This is a genomic window from Streptosporangium sp. NPDC001559 (assembly GCF_042893955.1).
Taxonomy (GTDB): Bacteria; Actinomycetota; Actinomycetes; order Streptosporangiales; family Streptosporangiaceae; genus Streptosporangium.
This window is the reverse complement of the sequence record NZ_JBIAVG010000015.1, coordinates 25,758-42,515: the sequence shown is the minus strand read 5'-3', so window position 1 is coordinate 42,515 and position 16,758 is coordinate 25,758. Positions and strand designations below refer to the sequence as shown.

The 16,758-nt window shown below is 69.4% G+C and carries 20 protein-coding genes and 1 pseudogene; 16 read left to right on the top strand and 5 right to left on the bottom strand.

Annotated features, from left to right (window positions below):
• The first annotated feature begins 112 nt into the window (after positions 1-112).
• Together ACFYY8_RS29680 and ACFYY8_RS29675 are read left to right on the top strand one after the other, a co-directional pair.
• A complete protein-coding gene (locus ACFYY8_RS29680) occupies positions 113-796 on the top strand; it encodes a response regulator (protein ID WP_390046534.1) in 684 nt (227 codons plus the stop codon).
• On the top strand, positions 790-1,989 hold the full coding sequence (locus ACFYY8_RS29675; protein ID WP_390046532.1) for a sensor histidine kinase: 1,200 nt from the start codon (positions 790-792) through the stop codon (positions 1,987-1,989). The genes ACFYY8_RS29680 and ACFYY8_RS29675 overlap by 7 nt, the downstream gene beginning before the upstream one ends.
• Here ACFYY8_RS29675 and ACFYY8_RS29670 read toward each other — a convergent pair.
• A complete protein-coding gene (locus tag ACFYY8_RS29670) occupies positions 1,938-2,636 on the bottom strand; it encodes a hypothetical protein (RefSeq protein WP_390046530.1) in 699 nt (232 codons plus the stop codon). The genes ACFYY8_RS29675 and ACFYY8_RS29670 overlap by 52 nt on opposite strands.
• A 256-nt stretch (positions 2,637-2,892) precedes the next feature.
• On the opposite strand from ACFYY8_RS29670, the gene ACFYY8_RS29665 reads away from it, so the two are divergent.
• Both ACFYY8_RS29665 and ACFYY8_RS29660 read left to right on the top strand, forming a co-directional pair.
• Entirely contained in the window at positions 2,893-3,717 is an 825-nt protein-coding gene (locus ACFYY8_RS29665; protein WP_390046528.1) for a HEAT repeat domain-containing protein, read from the top strand.
• A 269-nt stretch (positions 3,718-3,986) separates the two neighbouring features.
• Complete coding sequence (locus ACFYY8_RS29660) at positions 3,987-4,289, top strand: hypothetical protein (protein ID WP_390046526.1); 303 nt, start codon at positions 3,987-3,989, stop codon at positions 4,287-4,289.
• 95 nt (positions 4,290-4,384) lie between these two features.
• Here ACFYY8_RS29660 and ACFYY8_RS29655 read toward each other — a convergent pair whose 3' ends face one another.
• On the bottom strand, positions 4,385-4,981 hold the full coding sequence (locus ACFYY8_RS29655) for a CGNR zinc finger domain-containing protein (protein WP_390046524.1): 597 nt from the start codon (positions 4,979-4,981) through the stop codon (positions 4,385-4,387).
• A gap of 100 nt (positions 4,982-5,081) precedes the next feature.
• Here ACFYY8_RS29655 and ACFYY8_RS29650 point away from each other — a divergent pair, with 100 nt between their 5' ends.
• Both ACFYY8_RS29650 and ACFYY8_RS29645 read left to right on the top strand, forming a co-directional pair.
• Entirely contained in the window at positions 5,082-5,852 is a 771-nt protein-coding gene (locus ACFYY8_RS29650; RefSeq protein ID WP_390046522.1) for an SDR family NAD(P)-dependent oxidoreductase, read from the top strand.
• A 41-nt stretch (positions 5,853-5,893) separates the two neighbouring features.
• Positions 5,894-6,685, top strand: a complete 792-nt coding sequence (locus ACFYY8_RS29645) for a glycoside hydrolase family 16 protein (protein ID WP_390046885.1) — start codon at positions 5,894-5,896, stop codon at positions 6,683-6,685.
• Positions 6,686-6,792: 107 nt separating this feature from the next.
• On the opposite strand, the gene ACFYY8_RS29640 is transcribed toward ACFYY8_RS29645, so the two are convergent.
• On the bottom strand, positions 6,793-7,242 hold the full coding sequence (locus tag ACFYY8_RS29640; protein ID WP_390046520.1) for a hypothetical protein: 450 nt from the start codon (positions 7,240-7,242) through the stop codon (positions 6,793-6,795).
• A 329-nt stretch (positions 7,243-7,571) separates the two neighbouring features.
• The gene (locus ACFYY8_RS29635) at positions 7,572-8,330 is read right to left on the bottom strand and encodes a hypothetical protein (protein WP_390046518.1); all 759 of its coding nucleotides are present in this window, start codon (positions 8,328-8,330) and stop codon (positions 7,572-7,574) included.
• Positions 8,331-8,660: 330 nt separating this feature from the next.
• Between ACFYY8_RS29635 and ACFYY8_RS29630 the strand changes: the two genes are divergently transcribed.
• Positions 8,661-9,311, top strand: coding sequence for an SRPBCC family protein (locus ACFYY8_RS29630; protein WP_390046516.1), 651 nt, complete (start codon positions 8,661-8,663; stop codon positions 9,309-9,311).
• 667 nt (positions 9,312-9,978) lie between these two features.
• Here ACFYY8_RS29630 and ACFYY8_RS29625 read toward each other — a convergent pair.
• A complete protein-coding gene (locus ACFYY8_RS29625; protein ID WP_390046514.1) occupies positions 9,979-10,311 on the bottom strand; it encodes a hypothetical protein in 333 nt (110 codons plus the stop codon).
• Between the two features lie 363 nt (positions 10,312-10,674).
• Here ACFYY8_RS29625 and ACFYY8_RS29620 point away from each other — a divergent pair, with 363 nt between their 5' ends.
• The 9 genes and pseudogenes from ACFYY8_RS29620 (at position 10,675) to ACFYY8_RS29580 (ending at position 16,711) form a co-directional block, all read left to right on the top strand.
• Complete coding sequence (locus tag ACFYY8_RS29620) at positions 10,675-10,842, top strand: hypothetical protein (RefSeq protein ID WP_390046512.1); 168 nt, start codon at positions 10,675-10,677, stop codon at positions 10,840-10,842.
• 130 nt (positions 10,843-10,972) lie between these two features.
• Entirely contained in the window at positions 10,973-11,290 is a 318-nt protein-coding gene (locus ACFYY8_RS29615) for a hypothetical protein (RefSeq protein WP_390046510.1), read from the top strand.
• A gap of 184 nt (positions 11,291-11,474) precedes the next feature.
• Positions 11,475-11,786 (top strand): hypothetical protein, encoded by a 312-nt coding sequence (locus ACFYY8_RS29610; protein ID WP_390046508.1) that lies wholly within the window; start codon positions 11,475-11,477, stop codon positions 11,784-11,786.
• An 87-nt stretch (positions 11,787-11,873) separates the two neighbouring features.
• Entirely contained in the window at positions 11,874-12,671 is a 798-nt protein-coding gene (locus ACFYY8_RS29605; RefSeq protein ID WP_390046505.1) for a DUF6461 domain-containing protein, read from the top strand.
• Between the two features lie 617 nt (positions 12,672-13,288).
• A pseudogene (locus tag ACFYY8_RS29600) lies at positions 13,289-13,456 on the top strand (IS5/IS1182 family transposase); the annotation flags it as partial.
• Between the two features lie 198 nt (positions 13,457-13,654).
• On the top strand, positions 13,655-14,431 hold the full coding sequence (locus ACFYY8_RS29595) for a CPBP family intramembrane glutamic endopeptidase (RefSeq protein ID WP_390046502.1): 777 nt from the start codon (positions 13,655-13,657) through the stop codon (positions 14,429-14,431).
• Positions 14,428-15,684, top strand: coding sequence for a sensor histidine kinase (locus tag ACFYY8_RS29590; RefSeq protein WP_390046500.1), 1,257 nt, complete (start codon positions 14,428-14,430; stop codon positions 15,682-15,684). The genes ACFYY8_RS29595 and ACFYY8_RS29590 overlap by 4 nt, the downstream gene beginning before the upstream one ends.
• Positions 15,648-16,292, top strand: a complete 645-nt coding sequence (locus tag ACFYY8_RS29585) for a response regulator (protein WP_390046498.1) — start codon at positions 15,648-15,650, stop codon at positions 16,290-16,292. The genes ACFYY8_RS29590 and ACFYY8_RS29585 overlap by 37 nt, the downstream gene beginning before the upstream one ends.
• A gap of 17 nt (positions 16,293-16,309) precedes the next feature.
• Positions 16,310-16,711: a hypothetical protein gene (locus tag ACFYY8_RS29580; RefSeq protein WP_390046497.1), complete on the top strand. Its 402-nt coding sequence runs from the start codon at positions 16,310-16,312 to the stop codon at positions 16,709-16,711.
• Positions 16,712-16,758 lie beyond the last annotated feature (47 nt).

Sequence of the window (16,758 nt, the reverse complement as noted above, 5' to 3'; positions counted from 1 at the left end):
GGGGACCGGGTCGTGCACGTGGTGGAGGCGGGGTCCGCCACGTGGAGGAGGCGCCCCGCCCTCGCCTCCCGTACCTTCTACCTGTTGTCCTGCTGAAAGACCGGAGAATCCAGTGGCGATCAGGTTGGTCATCGCGGACGACCAGGCGATGATCCGTACCGGGCTGCGGCTCGTCATCGAGACGGCGCCAGGCATCGAGGTCGTGGGGGAGGCGGCCGACGGCCGTCAGGTTCTCACCGCGGCCCGTCAGCTGCGGCCGGACGTCCTGCTGATGGACATCGCCATGCCGGGACTGGACGGGCTGAGCGCCGCCAGGCAACTCCTCGAAGACCCGGAACCGCCCAAGATCATCATGTTGACCACCTTCAACACGGACGACAACCTGCACGCCTCGTTGCGTGCGCGGGTCCACGGCTTCCTTCTCAAGAGTTCACCGGCCGAGCAGCTCATCGAGGCCGTGCGCGTGGCGGCGGCCGGAGGCGCGGTCATCGACCCCGCGGTCACCCCGCGGGTGATCGACTCGTTCGCGACGCAGTCCCAGCCGGTCCCGGCGCCCGAACTGGCCACGCTCACCCCACGTGAGCTGGAGGTGCTGCGGCTGCTCGCGGACGGGATGTCCAACCCCGAGATAGCGCGGGACCTGCGCATCGGCGAGGTGACCGTACGAACCCACGTCGGGCACATCCTGCGCAAGCTCAGCCTGCGCGACCGCATCCACGCGGTCGTGTTCGCCTACGAGGCCGGGGTCGTACGGCCAGGGCGGGGGCGGGACGACGTGAGGGACGGGACGTGCTGACGCGACTGCTCCACGGCCGACGGCCCACCTGGCCCGACCTGCTGCTCTCCCTCGCCGTGACCGTGGCCGGGCTGGTGGAGTCCTACGGCCGTCAGGGGGCCGGATACGGCCAGATCGAAAACCCGCTGCCGATGGCCGTGGGGGCGATCGTCTCCGGGGTGCTGCTGCTCTTCCGGCGCGCGTTTCCGATGACGGCTCTCCTGATGCTGACCGTGCTCGGTTTCACCATGCAGAGGACGACGAATCCGGAGTACTACGCCGCGTGGCACTTCTACTCGACCCTGATCCTTCTGCACAGCGTGGCGAGCGCCGCCGAGCTGCGCAGCCGCCGGGGGATCGCCGGGCTGGTCTGCCTGCTGATCGCCTACGGCCACCTGCAGACCCTGAGACTGGTCGACATCCCGGAAGTCCTGATCAGCGCCATCTTCGTGGGGGTGGCGTACACCAGCGGCATCCTGCTGCGCAGGCAGATGGACCGGACGGCACGGCTGGCCCAGCACACCACCCGTCTGGAGATGGAACGTGAGGAGCGGGCCCGCTGGGCGGTGGCCGAGGAACGCGCGCGGATCGCCCGCGAACTGCACGACATCGTCTCCCACAACGTGAGCCTGATGACCCTGCACGTGGGCGGGGTACGCAGGATGCTCGGCGACGACCGGGAAAGGGAACGCGAACGCACCCTGCTGCTCGGCGTCGAACAGGCGGGCCGGGAGGCCGTCGCCGAACTCACGCTCATGCTGGGAATGCTGCGGTCCCTGGGCGACGGCGACGCCCCCGCCCCCCAGCCCGGCCTGGACCGTCTGGACGAGCTGATCACCCAGGTCAGGGAGGCGGGACCGCGGATCGAGCCGCGGATCATCGGCACCCCGACGCCCCTGTCGTCCGGGTTGGACCTGTCCGCGTACCGCCTGATCCAGGAGGCCCTGACGAACGTGCTGAAACACGCGCGCGCCTCCAACGTCGACATCACCATCGCGTACGGCCCCGCCGAGCTGAGCATCCTCGTGATCAACGACGGGGCGGGCCCCGCCGACGACACGGCCCGCCGCCCGCCCGACGGCGGACACGGTCTGATCGGGATGCGGGAGCGGATCGAGATGCACGGTGGCGAGCTGTCCGTCGGCCCCATCCCGGGCGGGCACTACCGGGTGTTCGCGAGGTTCCCGCTCGGCGACCCGGTGGGGGTCGGCTGAACCGCCTCTCCCGACCACTCCTCGTCGCTCATGCGCAGCATCCTGAGCCCGATGACCCCGGCACCGGCGATGTAGAGCGCCCCGCCCGCGATCGTGCCGAACGGGAAGATCGGCCCCGTCAGGATGCCGGCCAGCATCGCGAAGGGAGCCCACCACGGCCCCCGCCGGGCGTAGGCCAGGGCCAGCCCGAGCAGGAGCAGGCCGACGAGCCCGACGAACCCCGGGATCTGGAACGCGTACCGGGCACCGGGGTCGGTGATCGCCTGGTCCGCGAGCGCGGCGCCCTGCGCGGCGGGCAGGGCCCTTTCGAGGTATGAGTAGAAGAAGTCGCCGAGCATCAGCCCGGAGAAGTTCACGACGCCGAAGAACGCGAGCCCTCCGGCGATGTGCCCGAAGACGACGCCACGCCCCCGAATCAGGTGGACCATCCCGACGATGCCCGGGAGCAGCAGAACCCAGCTCCAGTGGAGCAGCGAGGCGCTGACCGAGACCTGCTCCGGATATCGGCCGTAGACGCCGACGGTGTCGCCGCCCTGTCTGAGCGCCGGGTCGGCGACGACGGCCACCACATAGAGGAGCGGCGCGACGACCAGGCTGAGCCCGGCCACCGTTCTGCGAAAGGCGCGGGGATCCGCGAGCACCGACATTGACCTTCCCCTTCCATGAAGACCGCGACGAACAGGGCGGTCAGGTTGGGAAGGTAGGCGCCGGAACCACCGGGCGTCGTCCTTCTGAGGACCGACCGAAGCTCCTCGTCCAAGCGGAGCCGTACCCACGCCCACCTCCACACGACGGTGTTCGGCTCAGTTCACGGCCGTCCACATGGGGCTCCGGAAACGCGATCGACCTCGCAGGTGCCGCCTCGACATACTTACTTCTCGTGACCGGTGGAGAAGGGAGAACATGACCTCCAGCAGCCGGCTCGCCAAGCTGTTCGACCGTGGTGAGACACCTCCCCAAGAGCATTTCGACGCCATGGACAGGTTGTTCGAATCGATCTCCGATCCTGAGGAGGTCCTGGCCCTGGCCCGGGCCTGGTGGGCCGATCCCGACGAGAAGGTGCGGGCGCTCGGATTCGACCTGCTCGCGGTTCAGGCGCTCGATTTCCGCTGGCACGTTCCGCCCCTGATCGAGGCGGCGAACGCCCTGCCGCTGGACACGACATCCGAACACGTACGCGAAGCCGCCGCGCAGGCGCTCGCCACCGTCTGCGACGACGAACGTGTCCTGTATCCGCTCCTGCGCTTCGCCGCCGACCCGGACGCGTTCGTCCGCCGGCAGGTGGCTCGTGGGATTCCCGTCGGCGTCGATCCGTTGCCCGAGGACGTGGTGCGGGCCCTGCTGGCGTTGATGCGCGACCCGGACGCCATGGTGCGTGACTGGGCCACCATGACTCTGGGTGCTCGCGCCGAGAACGACACCGAGGAGATCCGGGACGCCTTCGCCGAACGTCTGGACGACCCGGGCGAGGACACGGCCGGTGAGGCCGCGGTGGCGCTGGCGATACGGCGTGACCCCCGGATCCTGCCCGTCTTGAAACGTGTGCTCGCCACCCCGGACGTGGGCAACCTCTACGTCGAGGCCGCGGCGGAGCTGGGTGACCCGGAGCTTCTGCCGCTCCTGGAAAAGCTCAGGACCGACGGCTGGCAGGGCGACGGCGAACCACGCCCCCAGGTCCTTGACCAGGCCCTACAGGCATGCACGTCGCCCCCGGCCTCGCTCACCTGACCACCCGGTCACCTCACGGCCGACGCGGCGGCCGTACGGCCTGAGCACGCGGTGAACGCCGATTCCCCCTTGAACACCCGGCGGGCACATACGAGGGACCTTACCCTCAGGCTGTCACCGAAAGTCTCAATTCGATTCCCGAAGGTGACGGCCCCTTTCCTTGTGATGAAACGATCGGTAATCGTACCTTCACTCTTGGTGGCGAATGGGAATGTCCACGGTTTCCCTTCGCGTGCGGTCGGCGGCGTCCCGAAACCAAGGAGAACATCATGAACGTGTCCCTGAGCATCGCTGTGGCGGTGGGCTCGGCTGTGGCGGTCCTCACCGCACTCCCGGTCACCGCGACCACCTCGGTTGCCGGCTCGGCGGCCCACAACTTCATCATCACCTGCAACGAGGTGTCCGTTGACGGAACCAGCGTCGTCGGAACCCGCTGTGACACCAAGCGGCAGGGATACATCATCGACTTCAACATCAGCGATGGTCGCACCGGCGAGACCTGGCACTGCGCGACCGGCGAAGCCGACGGTAACGGGCAGGTGATCGGCGGAAGCTGCCGGAGGCACTTCTGACGGCCGGCCTTCGCGCGGAGGAAAGCCGCCGCGGCATCGTGGTACGGGCTCAGCCGGCGCCTGGACAGCCGGCCTTCAGGGCCTTCGGCCTCAACCTACGGATCGGAGTTCGCCCTGGCTCTGGCCCGGTACGCCCGAGTCGCCATCTGGGCGCCGCAGGTGCGGGCGTCGCAGTAAACCGCGGCCTGGTTGCGGGAGCGGTCGTAGTAGCCGAGTTCGCAGGGCGGGTTGCGGCACGCCTTCACCCGGCTCCACGTCCCGCGCAGGGCCAGCTCGGCGGCGGACGCGAGCACCCGGGCGAAGGCGCCCGCCGCGCCTCCGGCGACCGGGCACAGCGCGGCGTCGAGGACGCCGACGACGGGGCGGACCGGATGCAGCTCCCCGAAGCGCCGCAGGCGGTCGACGTCCTCGTCGCGGACCGGGGCGCCGGCGTGTGAGAGCAGGACACCGATCAGAGCCTGGCGCAGTTCGCGTGCCGCGGCCAGGTCGGTCGCGGTGACGCGGACGTCGGAGTCCGCCAGCCCGGCGGCGACCAGCCAGTCGCGGAAGGACCCGGTGTCCGCCAGGTGCTCCCGCTCACCGCGCAGCGCCCGGGTGTTGACGAAGGCCAGCACCAGCTCGGCGGCAGGGGAGGGCGTCAGCGGGCTGCCGCCCGTCGTCGCGGCGGGCGCAGCGGGCACAACGGTGGACACAGTGGCAGCCTACGGGCTCGTCGGCAGCGGTGTAATGTCATGAGCTAAACCATTACGGTAATGACGAACGTGCGGGCTTCCGCCGTCGACAGGAGGCTCCGTGACATCGTTTCCCGACTTCGGCGTGGCTGGGCGGGTCGCCCTCGTCACCGGTGCGGCGCGTGGCCTCGGCCGGGCGATCGCGCTGGCACTGGCCAACGCAGGCGCCGACGTCGCTCTGGGACTGCGCGACGTCGGCGCGGACTCCGGTCTGGCCGCCGAGATCCGGGCGCTGGGCCGTACGGCGCTGCCCCTGCAGATGGACCTGGCCGACCCCGGCCAGATCGCCAGGGCCGTGGAGGCCGTGACGGACCGGTTCGGCCGGATCGACATCCTGGTCAACAACGCGGGTGTGGCGCCGGGCAACCCGGCCGAGGACGTCACCGAGACCGACTTCGACCGGACGCTCGCGATCAACCTCAAGGGCGTCTTCCTCACCAGCCAGGCCGCGGGCCGGGTCATGATCCGCCAGGGATACGGACGGATCGTCAACCTGGGGTCGCAGGCCGGCGAGGTGGCCCTGCCCGGCGAGTCCGTGTACTGCATGACCAAGGCCGCTGTCGCCCACCTCACCCGTTGTCTCGCGGTGGAGTGGGGCCCGTACGGGATCACGGTCAACAACGTCGCCCCGACCTTCGTCCGTACTCCCGGGACGGCCGCGGCACTGGCCGACCCGGAGTTCGAAGCCGACGTGATCGAGCGCATCGCGGCCTTGCACCGCATCGGAGAGCCCATGGAGGTCGCCGGGGCGGTGCTGTTCCTCGCCTCGCCGGCCGCTTCGCTGGTCACCGGGCACACGCTCGTCGTGGACGGTGGCTGGACCGTCCGCTGAACCCCGTCCTGTTCCCTCGGAAGGAGAGACCCGTGGAGGGCATGCCCGACCCGGTCACCAAGAACGGTTACGAGTTGGAGTTCGAGGACGTCTTCGACGGCGATCGCCTCGACGAGAACCGATGGGTGCCCCGTTACCTACCCCAGTGGACCACCGGCACGGCGTCCCTTGCCCGGTACCGGGTCGGCGGCGGTCTGCTGCGGCTCCTGATCGAGGAGGACCAGCCGCCGTGGTGCCCCGAGGTCGAGGGGGAACTCCGTGTCTCCTCCCTGCAGACCGGCCTCTTCGCCGGACCCGTGGGCAGCGGCGTCGGGCAGCACGGCCGCGGGCCCGGCATGGTCGTCCGCGAGGCGCAGGCCAACGTCAGGCTCTACACCCCCCGGTACGGCCTCGTCGAGATGCGGGCCAAGGCGACCGACGACCCCCGTGCCATGGTCGCGCTGTGGATGATCGGCTACGAGGACGAGCCAGAACGTTCGGCCGAGATCTGCGTCTGTGAGATCTTCGGCCGGGACGTCCGGCCGGACGGCGCACGGATCGGCATGGGTCTGCACCCCTTCGGCGACCCGGACATCACCGACGATTTCACCGTGAAGTCCGTACCCATCGACGTCCGCGACTTCCACGTGTACGCGGCCGAGTGGACACCCGACCGGGTGACCTTCCTCATCGACGGTGAGCGCGTCAGAACCGTGCCCCAGTCGCCGCGCTACCCGATGCAGCTCATGCTCGGCATCTACGAGTTCCCTCGTACGGGCCCGGAGCCGGCACGGCCGTATCCACGGGAGTTCACGATCGACTACGTCCGCGGCTACCGTTCCATGGCCGGTTGAGACGGCCGACACATCGACTCAGACGCTTACCCGCCGGTCATGAGAGCGACCGGACGGAGCGCCGGTCGAGTCGGCCGACGGCCGGCACAGTAGACCGGTACGGCCGCTCAGCTGGCGACCATCGCGAAGAGGCCGACCAGGAACCCGGCCGCCGCCACCAGGCAGACCCGGCCCGCCACCCGCCCCACCAGTTCGTCCAGGTACCAGATCCAGAGCCCGCCACTGCAGAGGGCCAGCAGAAACCAGAAGAACGGCAACGACGACGCCACCCCCAGCACACCCCGAAGGGTGGCCCGGGCCCCACCGGCGTTGATCTGGGCGGGATAGATCGCGCTGCTCTCGGCCCACGAGAAGGCCTTGACCATCACACGTTCACCGGTGGAGGCGTAGGTGAAGACCCCCGTACAGTTCCGCAGGCTCCTGCGGCCGCTGCCCGAGCGGCACTCGGTGACCAGCAGCGTCCCGGGCTCCCCGACCAGACCGGCTGACAGCGCGGCGTCCATCAGACCCGTCACCGCCTGGTACCCCAGATACCCGACCGCGAGGGTCGCGGACACGGTGACGCACGCCGTCCAGAGATGAGAACCCAGAGAATCGCGCTTGCCGTACTTCGAACGCCGTGACGACAGCCGCCTACCGGGTGTCGGTCAGCCGGAACGCCGGTACTGGCCGTGCGAACGAGGTTTCCGCATGAGAGCACCATGTCGCCCCGTGCTTGCGCCCGGGTTGGAGTTCGCTGGTGCGCACGTTCGGCACAGCGGGGACGCATACGGGAGACACAGCGGAGACACAGTGGAGACACAGTGGAGACGCATACGGAGGCACAGCGGAGACAGGGACAAGCGGTCGTGACCGGCGGTAGGGGTCTCGAACCCGGCCCGACCGGTCAGCCGAGAGTGACCCGATCCCGATCCCGGTCCCGTGCCCCCGCATGCGGTACACGCTGGGCGGCGGCGTACACCGGTCCGCGTACCCACTGCATCACACCCGCAGGAGGCAGGCCGGGAATCGGATGCCGGGCCGGGTCGAACCGTACCGGCGCCGCGGAGTCCGGTAGCGGCGGGCCGGTCAGTTCCAGCAGGCCGAAGCGCCGCCAGGGCGTCAACGGGTAGGCGACCACCAGGTCCAGCGCCAGCGGTTCACGCTCGACCGCCAGCGCGAGCTCGTCAAGGTCGGCCCACGAGGACCATGACGGCCGCGCGACAGCGCCGAGTAACACCTTCCGGTTCCGGCCGCCGACGGCGAACGACAGCAGCGAACCGTACATGCCCGGCGCCCACCGCCTCGTGGGCCGCAGCGCGCGCCGGCCGAGAACGGTGTGTCCCGTGGTGGCGAGCAGCAGGTCGCAGACACCCTCGCCTGCGTCACGTGGCGGTCCGGCCGTGGACCAGCGGACGGCGAGGCCGAGGATGTCCGGCAGCGGCGGCGGCAGACCGGCCGCGCGAGACAGGCGAGCCACCCCGGTCAGGGTCATGGGCTCGTCCAGGAAGGCGGCGCCCATCTGTGGAGACACGCCCCGCAAACGCAGGGCGGCGTGGAGGACGAGCCCGTCAGGGTGCAACGGCCTCCCATGTCGCAGTCGCGCGGCCTTCTCCGAGACGGCCGCCAACCCAGCGCCGACGGCGCGGACAACCCGGTCCTTCACGCGTCCCGCCACCTTCCGTCACCTGACCGCGCGCCGGTCACGATCGGTGTGACAGCGGCCTCCGCGGCCCCTCTGACCCGTGCCTACCCCTCACGGCCCCCTCGAAGCCGCCTCGGGTGGTGCCCACGTACGCGGCCCGGCCCAGCAGCGGCTTCGGCGGCGCTCGACGGAGTGCACGGCCGCCACGTACGCGGTTCCGATAAGGCCGCTCACGGCAGTTATAGCCTCTCGCCTTCTCTATTGCCGCTCACAATGCTTCGTTATATGGTCTAACTGCCGCTAGTGCCGATAATTCGACCGCTTGGGCCGGTCGATGAACAGAGGAGAAGGATGTTCCGCACCCGCTCGACCACCTCGCGAACCTCTCGCCGTCGGATCGGCACGTGTGCCGCCCTGCTCGCGGTTCCGCTGGCTGTCGCCGGTGTCCTCGGCACCACTGCCGTGCCCGTCCAGGCCGTCACCCACGGTCCCGGCACCGGTCCGGCCCCGCTGACCTGCCAAGGCAGAGGTGTCGACCCGGCCGCCAAGGCCCGCTACCGGACCGAAATCCTCATCCAGGCCCCGCTCCGCACGATCTGGGATCTGCAGACCGACGTGGAAGACTGGCCCTCCTGGCAGAAGCCCGTCGCACCCATGACCATAAAGCGCCTCGACCCGGGTCCACTGCGCGAGCGCTCACGATTCCAGGCGACCGTTCACCTACCCCCCAACCCCCCGTCCCCGCCCTCCACGGTGGTCATCACCTCCACTGTCCGGCAACTCCGGTACGGCAAGTGCGTCCGCTGGACCGGACCCGCCGACGGCGCCGGATTCCACATCGACGGCATCCACGTCTGGAATTTCGTCAAGGTCCCCGGCGGCGTTCTCGTCCGCACCGAAGAAAGTCACACCGGCCCTCAAGCCGACCCCACCTCAGATATGGGCCTGGAAACGTGGCTCAACGACCTCAAAACCGCCGCCGAATCCGGCTCCCGTAACTGACCGGACAACAGCCGGCCCGGTCTCATCGGCTCAGTTCACCTCCGGACGCGCGCTTCGCCTCATGGCCGGCAACGTCTCCTTCGTGACGCCCCGATGGGGTGAGAACCGGCGTCGTCCGCCTCGCCCGACTTCTCGAAAGACATGACCAATGACCATCGCGAAGCCTGACCACGATGGATCGCGCGACTATTCCCTCTGGCGCCCTGCGCGATATTCTCGGACCGCGAGGACACTGAAAAGGATGAAAATCACAATGCTGGCAGCGGAGGATGCGAGCATATTCCACCCGCTCTTGCCCTCGGAGATGTCGAGCGCGAAGCGGGAGGCCAGCAGGGTCGCAGCTATCAGGGCGGCCCTGCGCCAGATCAGTTCTCTGTGAATTTTCATAGTCGTATCAGATTCGCCTCCATCGGGTAGACGTAATGTTTCTCGACCCGGCAGGGATCGGCAAGGCTCCCGCACAAGACGTGAGTTCCGTACGCAGGCCGGACGACGCCGGTCTGTCGGTATAGGGCGACCACGTCCCCGGCCTGACGAACGAGCGGCGCCCCGCCGCCTCAGGAGGCGTTTTCACCCGTCGTCGACAGGAGCGTCTCCTGGCCGCCCGGACGCGGCCCGGGTGGCCAGGGAGACGGCGATCATCCTGCCCGCCGTGAACGGGCCGACGTCACCAGTTGCAGTAGCTGTCAGGTACCTGCGACACGTACTGGCTGTCGGCGGTCACCCAGCCGGCGGCCGCGTAGGGGGAGACGATCTGCGCGCTGTACCGGCCGTTGGATACGCCGAAGCTCTTGAACAAGTGGCCGTTGTACAGGACGTGCGGGGGGTTGGTCGTGGTCCCGGTGGAGGAGGCGAACCACCGCACGTCCTGTGCGGTGACGACCCGGCAGTTCCAGTTGGCGGCGCCGGCCGGCGGGGTGGCGGCTAACAGCCCTCCCACCAGCGTCGTCCCCAGCAGTGCGAACCCGACCTTCCGGCCGGCGGATATGGGCACCCTCACGATGAATCCTCCCCTTTGCGTTGCTTCCTGGTCTGCACCGTCGTCGGCTGGGCACCGGCCCAGCGTGGGCGGCCTAGACGCCTTGCCCAGTGGAGGACCGGATGGCACGGATGTGTCCCAATATGGACACTCGCTCTCTTCCCGCACGGCCAACCTTGGCGGGCGTCGCCGGGCGCGGTTTCCAGGAGCTACGGCCGAGGGTTCTCGCACTCATCGGAGATCGGCCTCGCCAAGGACCCGCGTTCACTCGGTCGGCACCGTGCCCGGCCGACGCCTCCGTCCTCCGTGTGGAGACGGGGCGTCTTACCGTCGGGGCCGGGTGACCGCCGACCCGTACCCCGACCACGACCCCGGGAGGACGTCGTGAGCGAAGCCGGCGATGACCAGGCCCTCGTGCGGGTGCGGTGCACCCTCACCGGCTCGCCCGTCCCGATCAAAGACCGGACCGCCGAGCAGGCGCGCCAGGCGGTGCTGAAAGCCGCAACGGCCGGACACGAGGGCGGCGTGACAGCCGACCAGGTGAGCAGCTGATTCGGGTCCGATCCAGCAGGCGCTGAAGCGGGACCATGCGGCCGAAATATGAAGAAATGCGAGTTCCCCGCCCACACAGATCGATGGTCACCTTGGGATGTCCTCCTTCCCAGTCGTAAGGAGCCACCCCATGAGAATCCGCCGATTATCCGCAGCCCTGCTCGCGACGGCACTGGGTGCCGCCACGGTCGTCACCGGGGCGACACCGGCACAGGCCGAACCCTCCGACTGCGTCATCGGCCGCCTCTACGATCCGCCCGCGTACACCAGCTACTGCGCGAGCGGCACCGGCTACCACATGATCGGTGTGGGCTGGAAGCACCCCAACCCGCAAATGCCCGAGTCTGGAGAGTGGCACGGAGAGTGGGCGCCCGTCGGTGGCACGTCCATCGCGTACATCCCCTTCAGCAGGCAGATCACCGGCGTGAACATCCTGAAGAAGGACTAGTAAGAGCGCCCCGCTCGCCCTCCTGCACGGAGGACGACGGGGCGTCCTGTTGTTCAGGCCAGGCGAAACGCCTCTCGGACGGCACGCCATGCAGCCGAAATATGGAAAACCGAGAGCTCCCCACCCTGGCCGATCGGTGCTCATCTGAAGGTGTTCTCCCACCCGACCACTGAGGAGAGTCACCGTGAGGTTCCGCCGATTATCAGCCGCAGCACTGCTCGCGGCGGCACTGGGCACCGCCGCTCTGGCGGGCGCCACATCCGCCGCCCTGGCCAGCGCCGCACCCGCCACCCCGTCCGGTGCCGAACCCGCCGTCGCCCCGACGCTGCCGCCGGACTGGTACGAGAGAGGCCCCTTCGCCACCCTGGAGATCTGTAAGGCACGCCTGCAGAGAGAAGCCGAGAACGGCGGAATCAACGGGGCACGTGCCTGCCACTACGAGGACCGGCCGTACCAGTGGCAGGACGGCTACTACTACGCCGTCTACATCCCCTGAGCCTGACAGGCGTGCCCTGGCCACCAGTGCGGGGCACGTCGCCTTGACGGCCATGCAGGGCACCTACCCCGTCGGTAGTTTCTGATCATGTCCGATGCCGGCTTCACGCCCCTCCGCGTCACCCACCGTGCGGGGCTCCCCCGCGAAACCTCCCTCCGCATGCGCGCGTGGGCGAAGGCGAAGGGTTACGCCGTCAGTGAGCGTGGCCGGGTCGTGCCGGAGATCATCGAGGCCTTCCTCACCGCCCATCCCGAGGTCGACGAGCAGGTGGGAACGTTCGAGATGGTCCACGCCACCGCGAGAACCCCCGGCCCGTCGCCGGAGGACTACGTGTGGGAGGGGAACAGCCAACTCGGGGACATCTACACGATCGTCTTCGTCCGTGGGCTCGACGAGCACGAGGCGCTGCGCCGGCTCGGCGCCGCGGACGAGGACATCCGGCTGATCGAAGATTGGGACCACACCTGTCCAGAGGGACCTCAGATCATCACCGTGAGGCGAATCGGGGACTGGACCGTCGCGATCGAGGACTGCGGCTGGCGCGGCGCACGACGAGAGGTTCTGAGCGCCCTGTCACGCGACGGAGGAGAGGCCGTGACGGTGCATCGGCATGACTACGCCCAGCACCACGTCACCCATGCCGTCGACGGCCGACTCGTCACCGACATCAACCCGGGGTTTCCCATCGACAGGCGGGGCGTAGATCCCGACCGGCTCAATCGTCACCTCCGCGAGCTGGGCATCGATCCGGCCGCCGACGACAGCGTCGACAACCCCATCCCGGCTGCCCTGGCCCTCGCCGGCCGCATCACCGGCGTCACGATCGGCCCCCAACACCTGCGCCGCCCCATCCTCGGCGCCGCCATCCCCGGCGCCTCTTTCTGACCCGTGACGGTGTCGGGCCGGAAGCGGCGGCGATGCAGTCGGGACGGGCACCGTTCGACGGCTGAACGTGCCCGGGCTGCGCCTCCGGGCAGGTTCCCCGACCGCGAAGACCGGGGCCCTGCCCAGTTCGTTGAGGGAGGGCACCCGGGAACGCGAACCCTAAAAAATCGCCCTCGGGCTGTTCCGGATGGTTCAGTGCAGATCAGAGGGTATGAGCGGTCCATCCTGAACAGCGCCGAATATCCCTGTACGCAACCCCGGCGCCTGGTGGTCAAGGCCGAGAAACGAAGCCCTAGACCGTCGATCGCCCCCAGCTCTGCACGGCGATCATCCACCGCAGGGGTGGTTATGCCTCGGCGGCGGTTTTCAAGGCGACTGCGCTCCGAGGGGCGATAGGGCTCTGACAAGTGGCGAAGGGCTTTTCCTGGCCAGGCCGTCGAAGATCACCCCGTATATGTCCCCCACCTGTCCCGCTACCTTGGTGATGTGTCAGACGGCGAACGTCATCTATCGACCGATGAGCAGGCCGTCATTCTGGCATTGCTCACGCAGGACTTCCCCGGCGTGCAAGAGTTTCGGGCTCAGGTCGCTTCAGCGGTCGTCGTCGGACGCTGCGGATCAGCGCCGCCAACACCCACGACAGCCTGGCCCTGCGACCGCTGATCCGCAGCGTCCCGCCGATCCGCTCCCGGCGCGGGCCACGACGCCGCAAACCCGCCAAACTCCACGGCGACAAGGGCTACGACTACCCTCACCTGCGGGCCTTCCTACGCAGCCGCGTAATCGATGTCGCGATCTGGTCGACGTGCTGACAAGGCCGACACCCGATACACGTGATGACGCCAGCTCTGGTCAGCAGGCTTCGGCAGCTCCCGGTGGCCGCGGGCGCGGCGAACTCAGGATCGAGGGGGTGTACCTGGATCCACCCCCGTCCGGTTGTCAGGTGCAGTGATCGCAGCCCGGCCAGACGGGATCGTCGACCCATGCTGAAGACAGAGACACCAACGACCCCTCGCGTCCTGGCACCCGCAGGGGTGTTCGTCGCCGTCGCCCTGGTGGCGTCCGGCATGCTGGGCGCGGCGCAGGCTTTCACGCCGATCCCCGGCGAGGTCATCCAGCTGACCCAGTTCGGGCCGGCCCTGGCGGTAGGGGCGGTCGCGCTGTTGTGGCCGAGGATCGCCCGGTCGGCGCTGTCCGGAGCGGTGAGTCGTGACGGCGGGGTGGACGGTCATGGGTGGCTGTTGCTCGCCACGGCCCCGTTGATCGTCGCGCTCTGCGTCGGCGGTCACGGCCTGCTCGCCGGCGATGTCAGGTTCACCGGGCCGGGGACGCTGGGCAGCCCGTTCGCACTGATCGTGGTCGCGCAGCTGATCGGCGCGTGCGCTGAGGAGATCGGCTGGCGCTGCCTGCTGCAGCCGCTGCTGCGCCGCCGGTTCGGCCCGCTGACGGTGTCGATCGTGGTTGGGGTGCTGTGGGGGGCGTGGCACGTGCCGGTGTTCGGCAGGCCGCCGGCGCACGCGGCGGCGTTCCTGCTGGCGACGGTGTCGATGTCGGTCGTGATGGGACTGGCGCTGGAGCGGGTGCGCGCCTACCGGCTGCTGCTGGCGGGCGGCTTCCACACGCTGATCAACCTCGGCCTGCTGTTGTTCATGGACGAGGAGAGCGGGGCGGTCGCGCCGATGGCGCTGTTCGGCATGTCGTGCCTGCTGGCGGCGCTGTTCTGGGCGTGGAGGGTACCCGTTAAACTCCACCTCCGATGAGGTCGAACGGGGCGCTGGCAGCGGTGGGGCGCTGCCAGCTGGCGGGGCTGCTCGCGGTGGCGGTGTCCGCGGTCGGCTCGCTCGTCGTCCTGGCTCTCCTGCTCCTGCCGGTCGGCGCGGGCTTCCGGCTGCTGGTGTTCGCGGCGACGGCGCTGCGGACGCTGTCGGAGCGCTCGCGCGAGCGTGCCGCGCGGTGGACGGGGACGCGGATCAGCCCGCCCGAGCCGCTCGCCGATGACCCCTCCTGGAGCAGGCGCAGGAGGGCGGGTGCGATCCTCGCCGACGAGGGTTTCTGGCGGGATCTGGCCTGGGCCTGGCTGGAGCCGTGGGCCGGGGGGTTCCTCGTCGCGATCCCACTCATGTTCCTCTGGTACGGCGCGTTCGGCGTGCTGGTGCAGCCCTTCGTATGGCGGTATCTCGGCGACGGCAACTGGTACGCGTTCGTCCCGGTGCGGAGCACGCCGACCATGCTGGCCGCCCTCGCGCTGGGCGTGGGCTTCATGGCCGCCGGGGTCCTGATGGCCCCGCGGATCCTGCGCCTGCACGGCCGCTGGACCAGGCTGCTGCTGTCGGCGCGGCGCCGTACGGAGCTGACCCGGCGGATCGAGCACCTGACCGACACGCGGGCTCAGGTGCTCGACGTGCAGGCGGCCGAACTGCGACGCATCGAGCGCGACCTGCACGACGGCGCCCAGGCCAGGCTCGTCTCCCTCGGCATGATTCTGGACAGCGCCACCCGGCTGCTGGACAGCGACCCGGTGGCGGCCCGCAGGCTGCTGGCGGAGGTGGGTGAGACCTCCGCTCGGGCGCTGGAGGACCTGCGCAGCCTGGTGCACGGCATCCACCCGCCGATCCTGGCCGACCGGGGTCTCGGCGACGCCGTCAGGTCGCTGGCGCTCGACAGCTTCCTCGACGTCCACGTCGACGTACGGCTGGCCGGCCGCCTGCCCGCACCGGTCGAGTCGGCTGTCTACTTCGCGGTCAGCGAGACCCTCACCAACGCCGCCAAACACTCCGGCGCGCGCGAGGTGGGTATCATCCTCGACCACGACGGCCGGACGCTGCGCGTCAGCGTCACCGACGACGGTCACGGCGGCGCAGACCCCGCGCGAGGGACCGGGCTGCGCGGCCTCCGGCACCGGCTGGAGTCCTTCGACGGCGTTCTCACCCTGCACAGCCCGCCGGGCGGGCCGACCACTGCGACCATGGAGATTCCGTGCGTGTTGTCCTCGCCGAAGACCTCTTCCTGCTGAGGGACGGGCTGACCAGGACCCTGCGCGAACACGGCTGCGAGGTGGTGGCCTCGGTCGACAACGGCCCGTCCTTACTGCGCGCGCTGCTGGAGGAGAAGCCGGACGTCGCCGTGGTCGACGTCCGGCTGCCACCCACCTTCACCGACGAGGGTCTGCAGGCCGCGCTCGAAGCCCGCCGCCGGCGTCCAGGGCTGCCTGTCCTGGTGCTCTCGCAGTACGTCGAGCAGCTCTACGCCAACGAGCTGCTGGCAGGCGGTGACGGCGCCGTCGGTTACCTGCTCAAGGATCGGGTCACCAACACCGAGCAGTTCATCGACGCCGTTCGCCGGGTCGCGGCGGGCGGCACGGTGATGGACCCGCAGGTCATCACCAAGCTGCTGTCCCGCAGCCAGGCCCGCGGGATGATCGGCAGCTTGACGCCGCGTGAGCTGGACGTGCTGGAGATGATGGCCGAGGGCAGGTCCAACGTGGCCATCGCCGCGGCCCTGCACTTCAGCGAGAGCGCGGTCGCCAAGCACACCGCGAGCATCTTCGGCAAGCTCAGGATCGCCCCCTCCGCCGACGACAACCGCCGCGTCCTGGCCGTCCTGGCCTACCTCAAGCGCTGACGGCGCCGAACGAGCGCGTGGGCAGCGGGGGCGCCGGGTTCGCAGGGCTGGGCGAGGTCTACGCCGACGCTGTCTGGGACGCCGACCCCAACGACTTGGCCCAGGCCGAGCCGGCGATGGCGTTGTGTTACGCCAACCATGCTCACAAGGCGCCGTACGACCGTGCCTGGGTGACGAACGAGCGGCTCATGCAGCAGTGCAAAATCCGTTCCATGAGCACGATCGGGCGGGTGAGGGACTCTCTCGTCGAGAAGAGGTGGCTCATCCCGCTGCACCCCAAGGCGTTCGCGCTGTCCGACGCGCGCGGCCTGGTGGGCTACAGCGCACCCAAGGCCCGGCTGGCCGCATCCGAGTGGGCCGAGCCTGCGGAAGTCGTCGAAGCCCGCGTCGTGGCACGTCTTGAAGACGTCCAGCCGTAGAGCGCGGCATCCCAGGACACTACGGGTGTAGCGACGCTAGTTTGATT

What these genes read in the sequence shown, in the direction of transcription:
- ACFYY8_RS29670 (WP_390046530.1), bottom strand. Translation starts at nt 2,636, where the DNA reads ATGTCGGTGCTCGCGGATCCCCGCGCCTTTCGCAGAACGGTGGCCGGG.
- ACFYY8_RS29665 (WP_390046528.1), top strand. Translation starts at nt 2,893, where the DNA reads ATGACCTCCAGCAGCCGGCTCGCCAAGCTGTTCGACCGTGGTGAGACA.
- ACFYY8_RS29660 (WP_390046526.1), top strand. Translation starts at nt 3,987, where the DNA reads ATGAACGTGTCCCTGAGCATCGCTGTGGCGGTGGGCTCGGCTGTGGCG.
- ACFYY8_RS29645 (WP_390046885.1), top strand. Translation starts at nt 5,894, where the DNA reads ATGCCCGACCCGGTCACCAAGAACGGTTACGAGTTGGAGTTCGAGGAC.
- ACFYY8_RS29630 (WP_390046516.1), top strand. Translation starts at nt 8,661, where the DNA reads ATGTTCCGCACCCGCTCGACCACCTCGCGAACCTCTCGCCGTCGGATC.
- ACFYY8_RS29615 (WP_390046510.1), top strand. Translation starts at nt 10,973, where the DNA reads ATGAGAATCCGCCGATTATCCGCAGCCCTGCTCGCGACGGCACTGGGT.
- ACFYY8_RS29605 (WP_390046505.1), top strand. Translation starts at nt 11,874, where the DNA reads ATGTCCGATGCCGGCTTCACGCCCCTCCGCGTCACCCACCGTGCGGGG.
- ACFYY8_RS29595 (WP_390046502.1), top strand. Translation starts at nt 13,655, where the DNA reads ATGCTGAAGACAGAGACACCAACGACCCCTCGCGTCCTGGCACCCGCA.
- ACFYY8_RS29590 (WP_390046500.1), top strand. Translation starts at nt 14,428, where the DNA reads ATGAGGTCGAACGGGGCGCTGGCAGCGGTGGGGCGCTGCCAGCTGGCG.